15 protein-coding genes and 1 pseudogene are annotated in these 17,622 nt (G+C 61.8%); 9 read left to right on the top strand and 7 right to left on the bottom strand.

The genetic code is table 11. The features are described 5' to 3' along the window. Window positions 1-20 precede the first annotated feature (20 nt). From BA011_RS25685 to BA011_RS25670, 4 genes are all read left to right on the top strand, one after another. Window positions 21-1,025: a dihydroxyacetone kinase subunit DhaK gene (locus BA011_RS25685; RefSeq protein ID WP_065282854.1), complete on the top strand. Its 1,005-nt coding sequence runs from the start codon at window positions 21-23 to the stop codon at window positions 1,023-1,025. 3 nt (window positions 1,026-1,028) lie between these two features. Then, entirely contained in the window at window positions 1,029-1,688 is a 660-nt protein-coding gene (gene dhaL / locus BA011_RS25680) for a dihydroxyacetone kinase subunit DhaL (RefSeq protein ID WP_065282853.1), read from the top strand. A gap of 58 nt (window positions 1,689-1,746) precedes the next feature. After that, a complete protein-coding gene (locus BA011_RS25675) occupies window positions 1,747-2,256 on the top strand; it encodes a GNAT family N-acetyltransferase (protein WP_065282852.1) in 510 nt (169 codons plus the stop codon). A 264-nt stretch (window positions 2,257-2,520) separates the two neighbouring features. Further along, entirely contained in the window at window positions 2,521-3,432 is a 912-nt protein-coding gene (locus BA011_RS25670) for a protein-L-isoaspartate O-methyltransferase family protein (RefSeq protein WP_065282851.1), read from the top strand. Window positions 3,433-4,500: 1,068 nt separating this feature from the next. On the opposite strand, the gene BA011_RS25660 is transcribed toward BA011_RS25670, so the two are convergent. After that, on the bottom strand, window positions 4,501-4,752 hold the full coding sequence (locus BA011_RS25660) for a hypothetical protein (protein WP_151343565.1): 252 nt from the start codon (window positions 4,750-4,752) through the stop codon (window positions 4,501-4,503). A 2,130-nt stretch (window positions 4,753-6,882) separates the two neighbouring features. Here BA011_RS25660 and BA011_RS25655 point away from each other — a divergent pair. Both BA011_RS25655 and BA011_RS25650 read left to right on the top strand, forming a co-directional pair. After that, window positions 6,883-7,962, top strand: a complete 1,080-nt coding sequence (locus tag BA011_RS25655; protein WP_065282848.1) for a YihY/virulence factor BrkB family protein — start codon at window positions 6,883-6,885, stop codon at window positions 7,960-7,962. A gap of 73 nt (window positions 7,963-8,035) precedes the next feature. Further along, window positions 8,036-9,319 (top strand): cystathionine gamma-synthase family protein, encoded by a 1,284-nt coding sequence (locus BA011_RS25650; protein ID WP_065282847.1) that lies wholly within the window; start codon window positions 8,036-8,038, stop codon window positions 9,317-9,319. 44 nt (window positions 9,320-9,363) lie between these two features. Here BA011_RS25650 and BA011_RS25645 read toward each other — a convergent pair whose 3' ends face one another. After that, the gene (locus tag BA011_RS25645; protein ID WP_065282846.1) at window positions 9,364-9,777 is read right to left on the bottom strand and encodes a cupin domain-containing protein; all 414 of its coding nucleotides are present in this window, start codon (window positions 9,775-9,777) and stop codon (window positions 9,364-9,366) included. 49 nt (window positions 9,778-9,826) lie between these two features. Continuing rightward, on the bottom strand, window positions 9,827-10,591 hold the full coding sequence (locus BA011_RS25640; RefSeq protein ID WP_065282845.1) for an SDR family oxidoreductase: 765 nt from the start codon (window positions 10,589-10,591) through the stop codon (window positions 9,827-9,829). 378 nt (window positions 10,592-10,969) lie between these two features. On the opposite strand from BA011_RS25640, the gene BA011_RS25635 reads away from it, so the two are divergent. Then, complete coding sequence (locus BA011_RS25635; RefSeq protein ID WP_065282844.1) at window positions 10,970-11,428, top strand: carboxymuconolactone decarboxylase family protein; 459 nt, start codon at window positions 10,970-10,972, stop codon at window positions 11,426-11,428. Between the two features lie 20 nt (window positions 11,429-11,448). Here the strand turns inward: BA011_RS25635 and BA011_RS25630 are convergent, their stop codons facing one another. Genes BA011_RS25630 through BA011_RS25620 form a run of 3 tightly spaced genes read right to left on the bottom strand, consistent with a single transcriptional unit; the run spans window position 11,449 to window position 14,607 of the window. Beyond that, window positions 11,449-12,654, bottom strand: a complete 1,206-nt coding sequence (locus BA011_RS25630) for a thiolase family protein (RefSeq protein WP_065282843.1) — start codon at window positions 12,652-12,654, stop codon at window positions 11,449-11,451. Next, on the bottom strand, window positions 12,632-14,161 hold the full coding sequence (locus BA011_RS25625; RefSeq protein WP_065282842.1) for an AMP-binding protein: 1,530 nt from the start codon (window positions 14,159-14,161) through the stop codon (window positions 12,632-12,634). Before BA011_RS25625 ends, BA011_RS25630 begins: the two co-directional genes overlap by 23 nt. A 29-nt stretch (window positions 14,162-14,190) precedes the next feature. Next, complete coding sequence (locus BA011_RS25620; protein ID WP_011649139.1) at window positions 14,191-14,607, bottom strand: acyl-CoA thioesterase; 417 nt, start codon at window positions 14,605-14,607, stop codon at window positions 14,191-14,193. A gap of 53 nt (window positions 14,608-14,660) precedes the next feature. Between BA011_RS25620 and BA011_RS25615 the strand changes: the two genes are divergently transcribed. Beyond that, a complete protein-coding gene (locus BA011_RS25615) occupies window positions 14,661-15,635 on the top strand; it encodes a zinc-dependent alcohol dehydrogenase family protein (protein ID WP_065282841.1) in 975 nt (324 codons plus the stop codon). A 15-nt stretch (window positions 15,636-15,650) separates the two neighbouring features. On the opposite strand, the pseudogene BA011_RS42150 reads toward BA011_RS25615, so the two are convergent. Then, a pseudogene (locus BA011_RS42150) lies at window positions 15,651-16,019 on the bottom strand (winged helix-turn-helix transcriptional regulator); the annotation flags it as partial. 245 nt (window positions 16,020-16,264) lie between these two features. Between BA011_RS42150 and BA011_RS25605 the strand changes: the two are divergent. Further along, on the top strand, window positions 16,265-17,599 hold the full coding sequence (locus tag BA011_RS25605; protein ID WP_065279157.1) for an ISNCY family transposase: 1,335 nt from the start codon (window positions 16,265-16,267) through the stop codon (window positions 17,597-17,599). Window positions 17,600-17,622 lie beyond the last annotated feature (23 nt).

The following is a 17,622-nucleotide window of genomic DNA, read 5'->3' as shown; positions in this document are numbered from 1 at the left end:
CTCGCACTGGGAGGATCAGCATGCAGACGAAGAAGCTTATCAATGCCGGCGCAGATGCCGTCGATGAGATGCTGCAAGGAGTTCTGGCGGCGCATCCGCGCCATCTGTACGCCGTGGAGAACATGCCCCGCGCGATCATTGCCAGAAACGGGCCCCGCAAGGGCAAGGTCGGCTTGGTCATCGGCGGCGGATCGGGGCACGAACCGACATTTCTGGGGTTTGTCGGCAAGGGGCTGGCGGACGCGGCCGCGATCGGCAACGTCTTCGCGTCGCCGCCGCCCGATCCGATCATCGCCTGCGCCATGGCGGTCGACGGCGGCGCCGGCGTGCTGTTCATGTATGGCAATTATGCCGGCGACGTGATGAACTTCGACATGGCCGCCGAGATGCTTGCGCTTGACGAGATCGAAGTGCGCACCGTCCTCACCACGGATGATGTAGCGTCCGCCCCTGCCGATCAGCGGGACAAACGACGAGGCGTGGCGGGCAACGTCTTCATCTTCAAGGCCGCCGGCGCAGCCTGCGATCTTCTCTACTCGTTTGACGATGTCGAGCGTGTCGCTCGCCATGCCAATGCGCGAACCTATACGATGGGTGTGGCGCTCTCGCCCTGTTCGCTGCCCCAGACCCTCCGGCCGAACTTCCTGATCGGCGAAGGCGAGATGGAGATCGGGATGGGCATCCATGGGGAGCCTGGCGTGGCGCGCGAGCCGCTGAGGCCGGCTGACGCTGTGACCGACGAACTCATGGACAGCATTCTTCGGGAGATGAAGGCAGACCGGGGCGATCGTGTCGCCGTGCTCGTCAATTCGCTGGGTTCGACCCCGATGATGGAACTCTACATCATGATGCGGCGTGTGAAGTCCCGGCTCGACGATGCCGGGCTCGTCCTCCATACGTCGCTCGTCGGGAATTACTGCACCTCGCTCGAAATGGCCGGCGCGTCGATCACGCTCATGCATCTCGACGACGAGCTTCAGCAATTGATCGACTACCCCTGTGATTGCGCGATGTTTGCGAGGTAATCGATGACGTTTACGACCGAAGACCTGCAGCGCATGTTTGCCGCGATTGCCAAGGATATTGCAGCAGAGAGCGACCATCTCTGCGCGTTGGACGGCGCCATCGGCGATGGAGATCACGGCCTTGCCATGGATGCGGGCTGCCAGGCCGCGGCGAAAGCGGTCGGCGAGCTTGACGCCGGGATTGCCCCGACAACCGCATTCAATGTCGCTGCAAGGGCTTTCCTGAATGCGGTCGGCGCTTCGTCCGGCCCGCTATATGCCACGGCCTTCATGCGTGCCGGAGCGGCCGCCAAAGACAAGCAGACATTGAGCGACGACGACTTCCTGCGTGTCTTCGCCGCGATGGCGCAGGGAATCCAGGAACGCGGAAAGGCCGAACCCGGTGAAAAGACGATGGTTGACGCCTGGAAGCCCGCGGCTGACGCGGCACTCGATGCCTGGCAGTCGGGAAAGACCCTCCCCCAATGTTTCGAGGCAGCCGAGCGGGCAGCGCGGGCAGGCTGTGAAGCGACCAGCAACATGACGGCGGCCAAGGGACGGGCTTCGCGATTGGGGGACCGCGTGATCGGGCACATCGATCCCGGTGCGGCCTCGGCCGTCATCATCATCGCCGCAATGGCCAAATTTGCTCGCTCGTTCGACGAACAGACGCAGCACGCTTAAACACGTGAATAGAACGGCCTGGGCCTAGGCTGTAGGCCCCAGACGACGTGGTGAAGACATGCACATTCGAAGGGCCGACTCCGCCGACGCGGCGGAACTGAGCAGTCTCCTGAACGAGATCATCCGGGCCGGCGGAACGACCGCGCTCGAGACGCCGCTTTCGGCTGCCGAGTTCGCGGACTGGTTCATCGACGGCGAGTTTCCCCTGACCTGCCATGTTGCCGAGCACGATCAGGCGCTCGTCGGCTTTCAATCGCTCAGCTTATACGGCGACCCGCCGAGAGGCGTCGCTGACATCGCGACCTTTGCCCGAATCAGCCCAAGAACTCGCGGCGTTGGCAGCGCTCTTTTCCCGGCAACCCGAGCCGCAGCGGAACAGTTCGGGCTCGAATTCATCAATGCGACCATCCGGGCCGACAATGTCAGCGGCCTTGGCTATTACGCAAAGATGGGCTTCGAGACCTATGACCGGCTGATCCAGGTTCCGCTTCAGGACGGGACGCCCGTCGACAGGATCAAGAAGCGTTTCAGAGTGGACGCTGGGTATCGCGCGATACCCGACGCCTGAAACGTGTCGATGGCGCTGTGGGAGCGCTTGCCATCCAAGGGCCGGACCGCCTTGCCCAGCGTCGCCTGTTGTAAGGGAACGAGGCCGATACTGCATCGTTGCAGGCGCTCGCGTATTAAGCTTCTGAAGTAACAGCATAGTTTTCCACAATGGAAGAGAAGTGACCTTTAACTTCCGTCATGAGTTCCTACCCATGAAATCAAGCATTTGGGATAGAGATAGATTTGGAGCCGCGAGGACGTAAAAAGGGAACAGGTCAAAGCCATGCCCGGAGATTTGCCCATGCCAACTGCGATGTTTACGGCCGACGAACTGGCGGTGATCCGCCGCGCTTACGCCCATCAGGTGGTGGCAACCGCCGCGACGACGAACCCGCGGATCGAAGCTGCCTTTGCTACTGTCCCGCGCCCAAAATTCCTCGGTCCGCCGCCATGGCAGATCGCCAACCTAGGCGGCGGATATCGCCCCCTCCCCTCCTCCGACCTAGTTCTGGCCTATCAGGACGTGCTATTCGCCCTGCAGCCCGACAAGGGTGTCAACAATGGCAGTCCCTCACTGCATGCTCGACTCCTGGCGGAACTGGACGTACAGATCGGCGATCGCATCGCCCATATCGGCGCCGGCACCGGTTATTACAGCGCCATTCTTTCGGAGCTTGTCGGCACTTCCGGTCATGTCTATGCCGTCGAGATGGATCCGGATCTGGCTGCCCACGCTCAAACAGCGCTTACCGATCGCGCCAATGTCAGCGTCATCAACGCCGACGGCAGCCAATGGCCGCAGCAAGAGGTGGATGCGATCTATGTGAATTTCGCCGCGGCGCGGCCCGCGGAACCCTGGATCGAAAGGCTACGGCCCGGAGGACGCCTCGTGCTGCCACTCGGCGTACCGCGCCAGGACCGACCGTCGAAAGGCGGCCGTCATGCATCCTACGGCGCTGCACTTCGGATTGAGCGCGGCGAGAGTGGATTTGCGGCGCGTTGGATCGGCACAGCCTATTTCGTCTGCGCCAATGGTGGATTGTCAATCGACGATAACGAGATCGAGGCGCTGACAGCCGCATTCAGGCGCGGCGGCATCGAGTTCGTCAAAAGCCTGCTTTGGAAGACGGAGCCGCGGATAGGGCGCTGCTGGTATATCGGGAACCAATGGGCGCTCTGCTATGACGACGTCTGAAACATCCGCGCCGATTCCGCGAAAGTCGGCCGCCGCACCTCAGCGAGCAATATAGCGCGCCGCGGCACCGATGAGCTCGACGCCCTCGACACCATCCTCCTTTCGCCCGGCGCGATCAGTTCGCCGCACTTCTGACGGACTATGCCGTCGCCACGCTCAAACATCCGGAGCAAGGCATTCGCGAAAACACGCCAGGGCGCCGACATCAGATCTAGCCATCTCAAAGCTTAGTGCAGGCTTACCACCGGCGCCCCTCCCCTGTCCGACACCGAAAAGCCTGCTGTTGAAATTTTCTGCCCATCATCATTGATGTCGGACCAAGCCTGCCAAGGATCCGAGCGGCGGCCATGCCGACTGAGATGAGGCAGGATTACGCACCACCGGCTTATCGAAATCAGTGATCCGCATGAGACGGACAGGCCGCGCCGTCGGGTGACCTGCTGGCCGATCCGAACTTGCCGGCGCGATCCCACTAAGCCTGCGACGCCCCCTCTTGGACGGTGGCGCTCACACTGGCGGTGAAGACACCAGCAAGCGACGGCCCTCGATGGGCGGCGTTTTGGCGGGTGGCTCACACGCCAACCATCGGACGAAGACGACCGATCGCGGCTCCTCTGCTGGCGGCAGCACGGCAGCAGCGACACAGATTGGCGACGCACGCAATTAATCGCCGGCGCCGGCATCGTGAATTGCCGGCACACCTCGCGTGAGGACCAGACCGATAAGAAATGGAGGGGCGAGGAAACGTTCCGTGCATCGTGACGACAGTGGGTCGCCGAGACGACAAAAGCCCGGCGCGGGAGAGATGCGCCGGGCTTCGATAGTGACCGACAGCATGGGAGGAGGAGTGCTGTCCGTCGGACCGAAGCGGCTACGAGGGGAAAGCGCTTCGATCCATCACGAGGTAATGTCGCAATGCAGTAAATTCAAGCCTGGCGGTTGCCGTGGATGTCGCAGACGAAGGGTCAGGCGCATACAGCCTTCTCTCGTACGTGAGCAGGGCTAGGCGCCGGGTTGTCCGCGGACAACTTGCCGAGCAGCGATCACAGCGAGGGAATTCTCCAGCTTTTAGCGGACCGATCCGCCGCCACAAAGTGATTGATGAGGGCAGTGGATCGCACCGCTGATGCGCCAAGAGCCGGACGCGCGAATGGAGATTGCCTCAATGATCGACGACGATCCGCCGTGGACCTTGCTCAGCCCTTCGCCCGAGGGCATGGCCTCGCTCTCCACCTGACTGACGGCCGAATTGACCGAGATATCGAGCGGGGCGATCACCAAGTTGACTGACCTGCCGCCAATCACCAACGACGGCGACAAGATCCAACCATCCACCCTGCCATATGCGGATGCTGCGGTCGGCCTCAGCCATCCACCGTATCAATCGGCATAGCTCGGACGGACGAACCGATCGATGCAGCGCAAGGTGACGGGATAATGGATTCGCCGCCGTCACATGCCACCCTCTCCAGCCTCGTCCGGAGGTACCTGCAGGGCCTCGAAGGACGGGGCTGGCCACTGCCGCCCGATCAACTGATTAAACGGACCAACGAAGTCACCTGATCTGAGATTGCCGCCGAAGCGCTGCCGCTGGCCAGGCAGCCTCCCGCCGAGCGACGGACGACCTCGTTGCCGCCTAGCCTAAGCCTAGGAGACGCGAGAGCGGCGAGGATGACGACGTCGCGACCACCCCGCCATCCGTTGCCGCGCATCCTTTTCGATAAGCGAAGCCGCCGCGCCAGCAGCCCACAGCTTCTTCGAATGCATTCCACTCCCCGGGGACCATGTTTAAGCATTGCCGACCTGTCGGCAGACCCGCCGGGGCTCTTCGGAACCCTTGGAGCCGACATACAAGCCTGTCCGGCAAGGGCATGAAACCACTGCTCTGCGATACCAGGCAGAGCCATCGAGGCGGCCGCAATGCCGCAAGTCCATGGCATCCACCAGCAGGGCGACATCAGGAATGCTTTCCCTGCCGTGCCAACCAATTGCTGTGCGGGTCGGCTCATGCGCAAACAACCTGACGGCTATCCCGTTGATAATCCGGTTGTCCGCGGACAACGGCACGATCAGGCTACATTCGCCGCGCGACTGCGGTTCACGGAATCGCCTGGGAAAGGCCGCAGTGGCCGCGGCCCATCCGCCACTGAATCCGGTCTCCGGTGCGGTAGCCGGCCGACAGAACGCTGCCTCACTGCCACCGCATCTGGTTCTTCATGCTATAGAGCCGAAGGGTCATGCGGCAGGGGAGGGGCCGCTTTCGACCCTACAGGATCGGCGGCCGACAGCTTAGGCTTTCGGGCGCGTCAGCCCGTTCCGAACGAGTGGCCGCGGATATCGACCGACCCTCCGGCAGCGCACATGACACGCCAGCGGTTGGCGCCGATTTGCTTGCGGCGACGAGTTGAGCATATGCGGGAACGACAGCCTCGGGGTCCGCTTTGTCCCGGGATAACCGACCGTGGCACCAAGGCCGCGACGTCATATCAGATGGGGCGGCGCTGTGATCGATGCGCGCTATCTGATGACGCGCAGATCCTCCCTCTGGCAATGTGGGAGACCTGTTTATCCCAGGCGATACGCCAGGAGATGATCCTGCTCCCATCAACATTGAGCCGGAGATGCCCCGCAATGAACTGCCTGAACAGCGCCTCCAGTGACGGTCGGGGAGGGGCCGCCTATGGCAATTAACGTCAGGCTGCGAGCTAGTCGGCATCCGGAGCAGCGCGCATCCTGTCGCCGCCTCCTTGCCGCGCAGTTGCTTTCGCGTGGCGACCTGGTCGATCGCGGCGCACTGTTCTGTCGATTGCCGAGACGCCATCAAGCAACCATCGAGGCCATCGAGATCGCGTCTGCAGAGGTAGTGTCTCGGTCCTCGACGACGCTTGGTCTTGAGACACGCCGAGCCAAGGCAATGGGCCGGCCCCGGTATTTGCCCGTTGATAACGTAAACGGCTGTTGCAGGCCATTGTCACCGGCGCTATTGTTTTGTTGGGCTTGTTGCACAACGCGTCAGCGGCAGGTTCCGGTCGCTGACAGGCGCCGGTATCAGATAGCAACAGGTGGAATTGACGTCCAAGTCGCGCTCCCGATACGAGCTGCGCACCGATCTACCGGCCTCGCAGCCGCCAAGCCGTCCTATCGGTCGACTTGTGAAAAAGACATCCAGCAACGCAGTAACGAAACTAAAGTCCAGGTTCGCTTCCGCAGTAGGAGGAGATCACATTTATATCAATGACTTATGATTTCTGAAACTACTTACAATCCCTTGCATTAGCAGTGGCGGCGCAGCTTGACGAGCCCTCAATCACCTCCAATCCCTGCCGACTGACCCGACCGGGGGAAGTGGACTGATCTCCGGCTCCGCCCTAAATGTCAGCAGGAAAGCAACGGCTTGCATCCTTTAGCGGCACCCTGCGTTATCTCCGCACCAGATCGGAGAACATCCTCATGCCTGATGTGCTTCACCTCAAGAGATTCTCCATTGCGGCGACAATGATGGCCGCAGCGATTGGCGCACTTGTCGTGATGCAGGCGACTGAGCGCAGGTCGGTCGCCCCGTCTGCGGATACCAGCCGCACAGCTGACGATCATGGCCGCAGCGCCAGCACACCCGAGGCTATCCCCTTCAGCGGTCTTCGCGACGTCTTCTGGCGCGTCTTCCACGAGGTCCTCGCCGACCGGGTCACTTTGATTGCCGCGGGCGTGACGTTTTATCTGCTGCTGGCGCTGTTTCCAGCCATGGCGGCTTTGGTATCACTCTACGGGCTGGTTGCAGATCCGGCCACCATATCCGAACATCTTCGCGAATTGGCTGGCCTCATGCCATCCGGAGCGTTCGATCTTCTTGCCAATCAGATCAAGGAACTCGTTGATCGGCGCGATGCTACGCTCGGCATCACCTTCTTCGTCGGCCTCGGCATCGCCCTCTGGAGCACGCATAGCGGCACGCTGGCGATCTTCGACGCGATGAACGTCGCCTATGAGGAAGACGAGAAGCGGGGGCTTATCCGATTGAACCTGATCGGCCTCTGCTTCACCTTATGCGCAGTGCTTTTGACAGTGGTCATGGTGGCGCTCGTCGGGGTCATGCCGGTTGTCCTTTCCTATCTCTGGCTCGATCAATTCAAGGAACACATGGCTCTTCTCATGCGATGGCCGCTGCTTCTGCTGCTCGTCGCGGTGGCCGTTACATCGGTCTACCGCTTCGGCCCCAGCCGAGAGCCTGCCAAGCTCCGGTGGATGACGTGGGGCGCGGTCCTGACCACGGTCGCCTGGACCGCCATGTCACTCGGCTTCTCCTACTATCTGGATCATTTCGCCAACTACAACGCGACATACGGCACACTCGGCGCACTGATCGGCTTCCTCATCTGGATCTGGCTTTCCGTCGTCATTCTCATCGTCGGCGGCGAGCTGAACGCCGAACTGGAGCATCAGACCGCGAAGGACACGACGACGGGAACGCCGCTGCCGATGGGAGCGCGCGGAGCCTATGTTGCGGACACTCTGGGCGAGACCATGAGCTGACCGCGATGATTGCTTCTCTCATATGGTTTTGATGTATTCTGCCATTTCGCCAGTCCCGAAACAGGAGACGATGATGACCGCCCCGCATCCTTCCAAAACCCATATCGGCAATCATGCTCTGCATCCCGAAACACAGATGCTGAATTACGGCTACGATCCTGAGCTCTCGGAAGGGGCGGTCAAGCCGCCGGTATTCCTCACCTCCACCTTCGTTTTCAATACGGCCGAGGATGGTCGCGACTTCTTCGATTATGTGTCGGGCCGCCGCGAGCCGCCCGAGGGGAAGGGGGCCGGCCTCGTCTATTCGCGCTTCAACCATCCGAATAGCGAGATTGTCGAGGACAGGCTCGCCGTCTACGAACGGACGGAAAGCGGCGTGCTGTTTTCATCCGGCATGGCGGCGATCGCCACCACTCTGTTCGCCTTCGTCCGGCCGGGCGATGCGATCCTGCATTCGCAGCCGCTCTACGGGGGAACCGAAACGTTGCTGGCAAAGACTTTTCTGAACTTCGGCGTCGCCGCTATTGGGTTTGCCGACGGCGTCAGCGAGGGATCGGTGCAAAAGTCGGCAGAAGAGGCGATGGCCAAGGGTCGCGTCTCTGTCATCCTGATCGAGACGCCTGCCAATCCGACCAACAGCCTGGTCGATGTCGCGATGATCCGACGCGTGGCCGACATGATCGGTACAAGACAGGGCCATATGCCGATCATCGTCTGCGACAACACCCTGCTCGGACCGGTCTTCCAGCGGCCGATCGAGCACGGCGCCGATATCTCGCTCTATTCGCTGACGAAATATGTCGGTGGTCATTCGGATCTGATCGCCGGCGCCGTTCTTGGTCGCAAGGCGGTGATCAAGCAGATCAAGGCCTTGCGCGGCGCGATCGGCACCCAGCTCGATCCACATTCCTGCTGGATGCTCGGCCGTTCGCTGGAAACGCTGCAGCTCCGCATGGAACGGGCAAATAGCAACGCGCGTGCCGTCGCCGACTATCTGCGCGATCACCCGAAAGTCGAGAAGGTCCACTATCTGCCCTACCACGATCCGGAATCGCCGGCCGGCCGGACCTTCATCGCGCAATGCACCGGCGCCGGCTCCACCTTTTCTTTCGACATTCGCGGCGGTGAGCCAGCCTCGTTCAAATTCCTGAACGCGCTGCAGATCTTCAAGCTCGCGGTCAGCCTCGGCGGCACGGAATCGCTTGCGAGCCATCCTGCCACCATGACGCATTCCGGCGTGCCCGCCGATGTCCGCCAGCGTATCGGCGTTCTGGAATCGACGATCCGCCTTTCGATCGGCATCGAGCATCCGGACGATCTGATTGCCGACCTGGAGATAGCGCTGCAGGCTGCGTGATCGGGGGAAACGATGCCCGGCGGCGCCGGGCATCGAGTACCACTTTATTTGTCGTCAATCGTCAGTTCCGTCTCGTCCGTGTCCAGCACGAAGACCGCAAGCAGGCGCGCCGGCTTGGTGTCGCTGGCGTTTGCGCTGACGCTGTGGTGATCGCCGGGAAATTCGGCGAAGCTTTCTCCGGCCTTATACGTTTTCACCGGGCCGTCATTCACCGCGCTGCGGATCGCCCCTTCGAGAACGGTGGCGTAGATGAAGGCCGAATCCGGATGGGTATGGCCGGGCGACATGCTGCCGGGCTCATATTCCACCATCACAGCCTTCATGCTCTTGCCGGGAACATTGGGAAGCTTCTGGTCGAAAACGACGCTTATCTTCGCTTTCCCACCTCCGGCGTGAGCTTGAGTGCCGGCGGCAAGGACAAGCGCGAATGCCGCTGCCGAGATCATTTTCCTGAGCATGTCTGGTCTCCTCAGTTAATAGAATGGGTCGACGGGCGCAGCCTCGCTGTCAGGCGCTCTTTTTCTGCGGCGGCTGCCGGCTGAGCCAATCGTCGAAGCGGATCTGGCCAAGCCGCGCCTTGGCTCCGGTCACGAGCGAATTGTCCTCGAGCTCGACGCCGAAATAGCGGGCGTGCGGATCGGCGACCACCTGGCGCGGATCGTTCGTCGCCTTGAAGAGACGCGTCACGATTTCGGTGAGGCGGACTTTCTCCGGCCCGCCGATCTCGATGGTGCCATTCACAGGCGTGCCGAGCGACACCTCGGCCATGACGTCTGCGACATCGTCCGAGGCGATCGGCTGCACGTAGGCCGGCGACAGATGCACGGTCTGACCGACGGTGCCTGACTGGGCGATGCCAGCCATGAATTCGTGGAACTGCGTCGAGTGTACGATGGTATAGGGTATGCCGGACGTCTTGATCAGCTCTTCCTGGGCCATCTTGGCGCGCATGTAGCCACTGCCCTGCAGCCGCTCCAATCCGACGATCGACAGAGCGATGTGATGCTTGACGCCGGCGACAGCCCCTGCCTTGAGCAAATTGCGGCCCGACGTCTGGAAGAATTCCAGGACGGCCTTGTCCTCGAACGAGGGCGAGTTTGCGAGATCGAGCACCACCTGTGCCCCGGCGAGCGCTTCGGCCACGCCCTTGCCGGTGATCGTGTCCACACCCGAGTTCGGCGAAGCCGCCAATACCTCGTGCCCCTTGTTGCGCAATCTTTCCACGGTCTTTGAGCCGATGAGGCCAGTGCCGCCGATAACGACGATTTTCATGGGTAGTCTCCTTGTCCTTTACGAGAAATGTCTCTGGTGACCTGAAGGTGAGCAGGCAACTGCTCGGCATGCCCGCGCCCTCGATGAGCGAAGCGACTTCATCGGGACCGTCGCCGGTGCGGCTGGTGTAACCGATGGGCCGGAGAATGCGCCGGATCGCGGCCCCAAACTATTCTTCCTCGGTCGCTGTCACCCTATGCGAACGTAGTAGGCCAGCTGGCTCTGCGATGAGCCAGCTGGCTGAAATGGAGGAACATCACGTCAACAGGCATGGGCCGAACCTACCGTCAGGGCAGATGACCGACCCGGAAGGCAAGGCGTATTCACTGGCCTGCAAGCCGGTGACTTCGGCCATCAATCCGCACGATGGAGATAAGAATGATCAAGCGTCTGAACTTCATGGCTCATAAGAACAGCGGCATCGACGGCCTCGTGGCCGTTGAAGCCTGGATTGCGAGAAGCTTAGATCCGAAGCTGCTCGAACTCGTCAAAGTGCGCGTTTCCCAGATGAATGGATGCGCTCACTGCCTGCACATGCACCGCCAGGACGCACTGAAGCTCGGCGAAACAGATGACCGGCTGCTGCTTCTGAACGCGTGGCGGGAGTCGCAGCTCTTCACCACTCGGGAGCGAGCCGCACTCGCCTGGGCCGAGGCACTCACTCAGATCGCGAAAAGCCATGCGCCGGATGACGTTTATGAAGAGGCGCACGCCAACTTCTCGGATGACGAGTTCGTGGCGCTTTCGATCGGTATTACGATGATCAACGCCTGGAACAGGCTGGCGATCGGCTTTCGGCTTCAGCATCCGGCCGATCACAAACGCGCCGCCGCCTGACTGTCTGCGCCTTCGCCGGGTCAGGAAAGCTGGGTAGCCTCGAACATGGCGGTCAACCCGATGCCTCCGCCGATGCCGATCATGGCCAAGGCAGTCGCACCCGGCGCCCAGCCTTCCCCGGCGTCGCGGATCAGTTGGCTGTACAGCCGGGTCACGAGGATTGCGCCGGAGGCCCCGAATGGATGGCCGAGCGCAATGGCTCCGCCGTCCTTGTTGATCGCGTCGGCAGGGATAGCGAGCTGGTCCAGCGATGCCAGAACCTGGGCCGCGAAAGCCTCGTTGAATTCGATGGCATCGATGTCGGAGAGTGAGAGCCCGGGCTGACGCTGCAGCAGCTTCCTAGTCGAGGCGACCGGGCCGATGCCGAGCAGATTGGGATCCACACCGGCAGCGGCACTGTCGATGAAGGCAAGGCCCTTTTCGATGCCGATACTTCTGGCCATTGCGCGGCTCATGACCAGCACCAGGCAGGCGCCGTCGTTCAGCGGGCAGGCATTGCCGGCTGTCACCGAACCATCGGCCAGGAAGACCGACCGGAGGTTTGCGAGCGCCGGAAGGGATGTAGCCGCGCGTGGGCACTCGTCCCGTTCGATCAGACCGTGGCCGGTGGAAATGTCAACGATCTCAGGCCGAAAGACGCCTGCCTCGGCCGCTTGCACGGCGAGCCGGTGGCTGCGCAGGGCGAATTCATCCTGTCTCTGCCGCGATATGCTGAACTGACGGGCGACGTTTTCGGCGGCAATCCCCATTTCCGGGTCGCCGATCGTGTCAGGCGAAAACCGGGCGCGCCCGTAAAATCGCGGTGGCATCCCATTCGCCTTTGGTCTTTCGACGCGCCATGGTGCGGTGCTGACGCTTTCGACGCCGCCGGCCAGAAAGCACGAGCCGGCTTTCGCCTGGATCAGCCGGGCTGCCGTGATGATCGCTTCCAGGCCCGAGCCGCATTGCCGATCGATGGTCACGCCCGGAACCGCCATGGGCAGACCTGCGGTCAGCGCCGCCAGCCGCGCGATATTTCCGCCGCCGCCGGCGGCATTGCCCACCAGCACATCGTCGATGCTTTCGGGCGCTATTCCCGTCTCGGACAGGATTCGATGGATGAGCGGCGCAAGCAGGTCTTCTGCCGCGACAGTCGCAAGCGATCCGAAAGCCCGGCCGATCGGCGACCGGTAGGCGGCAACCACGACCGGCTGCCAATCGTCGTCAGGCTGATAGGTGTAGGACAAGATCGTCTCCAGAAACCACGGCCCGCTCCACTTGCCCCCTCGAGATCTTCCCGCTGCTCGTCATCGGCCAGGACCTTATATGGTAGAATTGCTTGGGGATCTTGTACTTCCCGAGCATCTGCGCGCAATGATCGGCCAGGATTTTCGGGTCCACCGTCTCACCCGAGACGACAGCGACGATCCGCTGGCCGAAATAGGCGTCCGGCAGCCCGAAGACGACGGCATCCTCTACCCCGGGGCAGGCTTTGAGAGCGCTCTCGACTTCGGCAGGATAAACATTGTTGCCACCCGTGATCATCATGCCGCCCGCCCTGCCGATCACCCGCAGCATGCCATTGGCATCGAGTTCGCCTAGATCTCCGACCGTCGCTCCGGCTTCTGTGACCCGGAACGCCTGACCATCGTCGCCCCAGAGATATCCATCCGCGATCAGGTCGCTGTCGACGAATATGGTTCCCGCCACATCGGTCCCGGCGTCGTTTTCATCGGGGTCGCGAATGGAAATTTCCACGCCGGGATAGGCTTGTCCCACCCGGTCGATCGGAAAATCGATCTCGCCGCCGACAAGGGTCGAGACCGTCATGAAACCGAGCTCGGATGCGCCGTAATATTCCCGGATGCGGGCCTTCGGAAACAGGCAGCGCATGGATTCGACACCGTTCCTGTCAAGCTTTGCGCCGGCGGTCAGGACGTCGCGCAAGGAGGTCAGAGCGGGTTCACCCGCCCACCCTCTTGCAATGCCGGCTATATGTGTCGGCACGGCGACGAGCCGTTCGACGTGCCAGGAGGAGAGCGTGCGTGCGGCTGCGACGGGATCCCATTTCCGGACTGAATGGAAGGTTGCCCCGACATCAACAGCTTCGACCAATGCATAAAGCGCCAGGCCATGAGCCAAGGCTCCTGGGCACATTGTCGACGGCGCGTCTTCGAGTTCGAAAACGACGCGTCCGCGATCGAGGCTCCGGCGCCACTGCTCGCGCGAGCGATAATAGGCTTTCGGCTCGGCGGTGGTCCCCGAGGTGAAGCCGATCAGAAAGATCTTGTCAGTATCGGCCGGCAGCTCGGCTTCACCTTCCGCTGCAGCGAGCTCGAAAGCCTCCGCTCCGGCGGTGACGACGGGAATGCCGAATCTCCGGGCAATTTCAGCACTCGGCCCGGCATCGTCGTCGACAATCAGAACGTCAGGCGCCAGGCGCTCGACTATGCGTTCGATCCTTTCCGCCGGCATCATCGGGTCGATGACCGCGCAGGCATTCGGGAAAGCGGTGGCCGCCGCAAAATACTCGGCAAAGCCGATATGGTTGCCAAGGCTGAGAGCGGCAAGCTTGTCCACACCGGGCAGATCGAGCGTGCGGCGGTTCGAGCGAGGGAGATCTTGGAGAAACCGATAAATTGCCTTGGCGCACACATGGAGCTCGCCATAGCTGAGCGAGCGCCCGTCGATTACCAGCGCCGGCTTGTCCGGTGTCTCCGTTGCATGTCGAAGAAGCTGCGCATGGATCGGCATGGACACCCGCTGGTTTGAATGATCGGCAATCAGCCGGGAGACAGAGCGGCTCTGGTCGCTTCGGGAATCGGCGTCGGGCGGCTGTCGGAGAGGCCGACGCAGACCCAGACGAAATGCGCCGAGGCGCAATGAGCGCCATCGCGCTGGCGAAAGAGTTCTATGGCAAAGGACAGACTCGTGCGCCCGATTTTTTCCACGTCCACCTTTGCCTCGACAACGTCGTCGAGGTCGATCGGGCTGTGAAAGGTGATCTCCGCCTTCTTCACGTGATAGGCAACGCCGGAGGAGGTGTGACGGAAATGGCTGAGAATTTGCCGTTGCCGCAGAAACTCGACGACCGCATCCTCGCAATAGTCGAGATAACGGGAATTGTGGACATGACCATAGATGTCGATGTCTCGCATCGAGACCCGGAACGATGCTAAAGGCCTGTCGTCAACGCTCATTCGATCACCGAAAATTCGACGGGGTGATCTAACCGCAGTGTGTGGGGGATGCAATGCAATATCAGGCGGTCGTGCGAAAATTCGGCCCGGCTCAGGATGTCGTCGAACTCGAGCAGGCTGCGCTGCCGCCGCTGCGGCGCGACGAGGTGAGAGTGCGCCTGCTGGCGCGGGCGATCAATCCGTCCGATATCATCACCATATCAGGGGCCTATGGTGGACGCACGACATTGCCTTTCATTCCCGGCTTCGAAGCGTTCGGCGTGGTCGAACAGTGCGGCGAGGAGGTTCATGGGCTTTCGCCGGGAACACGCGTGCTGCCGGTGCGCAGCGCCGGTGGCTGGCAGGAATTCAAGGATACCGATCCCGGCTGGTGCCTGCGTGTTCCAGACGAGCTCACCGACTTCGAAGCTGCGACGAGCTACGTCAATCCGATGACGGCCTGGCTGATGCTGCATAAGAAGATCGGGCTGAGGCCGGGCATGCGCATCGCCATCAACGCCGCCGCCTCTTCGATCGGAGCGATATTGATCGGTCTCGCCAATGCCGCAGGCGTAGAGCCGGTCGCCATCGTCCGTAGCGAGGGATCGCTCGAGCGCCTACGCGGCCGGGTCGAGGCTGTCATCGTCGATAGGGAGGAAAGCGAAAGCGATCTGGTCGCCGGGCTCGCCGGCCGGCATGGGCTCGACGCGGTGCTCGATTGCGTCGGAGGCGCACGCGCCGCGACCCTCGCCGATGCGCTGAAGCCCGGCGGGCATTTCGTGCATTACGGCCTGCTTTCGGGCCAAAGCATTCCGGCTTCCTTCTGGGCCTCCCATCCCGATATCGCCTTTTCCTATTGTCACCTCCGGGAATGGGTTCATTCGCAAGCTATGGGCGACGTCCAGCGGGCCTATTCCGAGATCGCGGCGCACATTGCTTCGAAGGTCATCGCGACCGAGGTGCGGGAGGTATTCCCCTTGGAAAATGTCCGGCAAGCCCTGCAATCCGCTCTTCCCTTCCGAGCGGGCGGCAAGGTGCTCTTGGCCTGACGGACGCTGTCCCCAGGCGTCTTCGTGCCGTTGCCGCGCGATGGTGATTGCCGCATGGTTCTGCTCGGCCCATCCGATCAGGGTTTTCAAGGGAATGAGGAAGGATTGCCCCAGCTCCGTCAGCTCATATTCCACGCGAGGCGGAACCTCCGGATAGACGGTGCGCCGCACGAAGCCGTCCTGCTCCAGATGCTTCAACGTCTTGGACAGCATCTGCTTCGAGATGTCACCGATCTCGCGCATCAGCTCGTTGAAGCGTTTCTTTCCGTCTTCCAGTGCCTCGAGGGTGAGCAGGCTCCATTGATCGCCGATACGATCGAGCACGCCTCTGATCGGGCATCCCGCCCCGGGCTGTTGTTTCGGCTCGTCCGTTTCCTTGGGCATGCTCCGTCCTCGGTCATCGTTGGCTGACCTTGCCACTAAAACCTGCCTTCTTGCTAGGCATGCCGCGGTTTCATAGACCAGCTCTTATAGTCTGCTTTCTAGACTAGTGCCCGTCCACAAACGGTAAACCACTGAAATTATTGGAGGAATAGCGATATTGCGACGGGCAAAGCCCGGCGGTTTCAGGTATACTTTAGATCAAGCCATTGATTCTAAAGACAAACCCGCAACCGCCGGAGCCGACAATGCGCCAAGAACGCACCGTCCAAGCCAATATATTCGATCTTTTCGCCGAACACGAGATCGGCCGCGAGCTGAAAGCCATGTCGCAATGGCTGGATGAGCATCGTGATCTGCTCGGGCTGGTAGCGCAGGACCTGCGCCGCCACGGCGTCAAGGAGACCGGCCGCGAGGGCCTGCCGGCGGAGGCCGTGCTGCGTTGCGCCCTGCTCAAACAACACCGTCAGTTGAGTTATGAGGAGTTGGCCTTTCATCTGGAAGATTCCGCCTCGTTCCGGGCCTTTGCCCGGCTGCCGTGGGGGTGGAACCCGAAGAAGTCGGTCTTGCACAAGACGATCAGCGCGATCCGGGCCGGGACCTTTGAAGCGATCAATCGCGTGCTGTTGACGAGCGCCCGGCAGGACAAGGTGGAACGCGGCAAGGTCGTGCGCATCGACAGCACCGTCACTTCGGCGCTGATGCACGAACCGAGCGACAGTAGTCTTTTGTGGGACTGCGTGCGGGTGATGGTGCGGCTGTTGCAGCAGGCGGCTTCCTTGGGCAGCGCCATCTCATGGCACGATCACTGCCGCGCGGCGAAGAAGCGATCCCGGGCGATCCAATTTACCCGCGGTCGTCCGAAACGAGTTCAGCACTATCGCGCGCTGCTCAGGATCACGCGCACCACCTTGAGCTATCTCGAACAGGCGGCGGCGCAACTGCCCTTGGCGGCGGGCCCGGCGGTCGAACTCTGGCAGGCCCAACTCCGCCACTATAAGCCGCTGATCGAACGGATCATCGCCCAGACCGAGCGGCGGGTCCTGGCCGGCGAGGCGGTGCCGGCTGGCGACAAGCTGGTCAGTTTGTTCGAGCCGCATGCCGACATCATCGTCAAAGGCAGCCGCGACGTCGAGTATGGCCATAAGATCAATTTGACCACCGGCACAAGCGGGCTGATCCTCGACCTCGTCGTCGAAACCGGCAACCCGGCCGACAGCGAGCGCTTGCTGCCGATGCTGGAACGCCACATCGGCATCTGGGGCGAGGCGCCGCGTCAGGCGGCGGCCGACGGCGGCTATGCCAGCCGCGATAATTTGAGCCGAGCCAAAGCCTGGGGCATCTGCGACATGGCCTTCCACAAGAAGTGCGGCCTCAGGATCGAAGACATGGTCAAGAGCCGCTGGGTCTATCGCAAGCTGCGCAACTTCCGCGCCGGCATCGAGGCCGGCATCTCCTGCCTCAAACGCGCCTACGGCTTGGGGCGCTGCACCTGGCGTGGGCTCGACCACTTCAAGGCTTATGTCTGGTCCTCGGTGGTCGCATACAATCTCGCCCTCTTCGCCCGCCTCAGGCCGACCTGACATCCCATGTCGCCAGCCAAAAC

The sequence above is a fragment of the Rhizobium leguminosarum genome (assembly GCF_001679785.1).
GTDB classification, from domain to species: Bacteria; Pseudomonadota; Alphaproteobacteria; order Rhizobiales; family Rhizobiaceae; genus Rhizobium; species Rhizobium leguminosarum_R.
The sequence above is the reverse complement of the archived record's forward strand: the minus strand, read 5'-3'. Positions and strand labels throughout refer to the sequence as shown.

What these genes read in the sequence shown, in the direction of transcription:
- BA011_RS25605 (WP_065279157.1), top strand. Translation starts at nt 16,265, where the DNA reads ATGCGCCAAGAACGCACCGTCCAAGCCAATATATTCGATCTTTTCGCC.
- BA011_RS25640 (WP_065282845.1), bottom strand. Translation starts at nt 10,591, where the DNA reads ATGAAAATCGTCGTTATCGGCGGCACTGGCCTCATCGGCTCAAAGACC.
- BA011_RS25635 (WP_065282844.1), top strand. Translation starts at nt 10,970, where the DNA reads ATGATCAAGCGTCTGAACTTCATGGCTCATAAGAACAGCGGCATCGAC.
- BA011_RS25650 (WP_065282847.1), top strand. Translation starts at nt 8,036, where the DNA reads ATGACCGCCCCGCATCCTTCCAAAACCCATATCGGCAATCATGCTCTG.
- BA011_RS25670 (WP_065282851.1), top strand. Translation starts at nt 2,521, where the DNA reads ATGCCCGGAGATTTGCCCATGCCAACTGCGATGTTTACGGCCGACGAA.
- BA011_RS25625 (WP_065282842.1), bottom strand. Translation starts at nt 14,161, where the DNA reads ATGCCGATCCATGCGCAGCTTCTTCGACATGCAACGGAGACACCGGAC.
- BA011_RS25685 (WP_065282854.1), top strand. Translation starts at nt 21, where the DNA reads ATGCAGACGAAGAAGCTTATCAATGCCGGCGCAGATGCCGTCGATGAG.
- BA011_RS25675 (WP_065282852.1), top strand. Translation starts at nt 1,747, where the DNA reads ATGCACATTCGAAGGGCCGACTCCGCCGACGCGGCGGAACTGAGCAGT.
- BA011_RS25620 (WP_011649139.1), bottom strand. Translation starts at nt 14,607, where the DNA reads ATGAGCGTTGACGACAGGCCTTTAGCATCGTTCCGGGTCTCGATGCGA.
- BA011_RS25615 (WP_065282841.1), top strand. Translation starts at nt 14,661, where the DNA reads ATGCAATATCAGGCGGTCGTGCGAAAATTCGGCCCGGCTCAGGATGTC.
- BA011_RS25655 (WP_065282848.1), top strand. Translation starts at nt 6,883, where the DNA reads ATGCCTGATGTGCTTCACCTCAAGAGATTCTCCATTGCGGCGACAATG.
- BA011_RS25645 (WP_065282846.1), bottom strand. Translation starts at nt 9,777, where the DNA reads ATGCTCAGGAAAATGATCTCGGCAGCGGCATTCGCGCTTGTCCTTGCC.
- dhaL (WP_065282853.1), top strand. Translation starts at nt 1,029, where the DNA reads ATGACGTTTACGACCGAAGACCTGCAGCGCATGTTTGCCGCGATTGCC.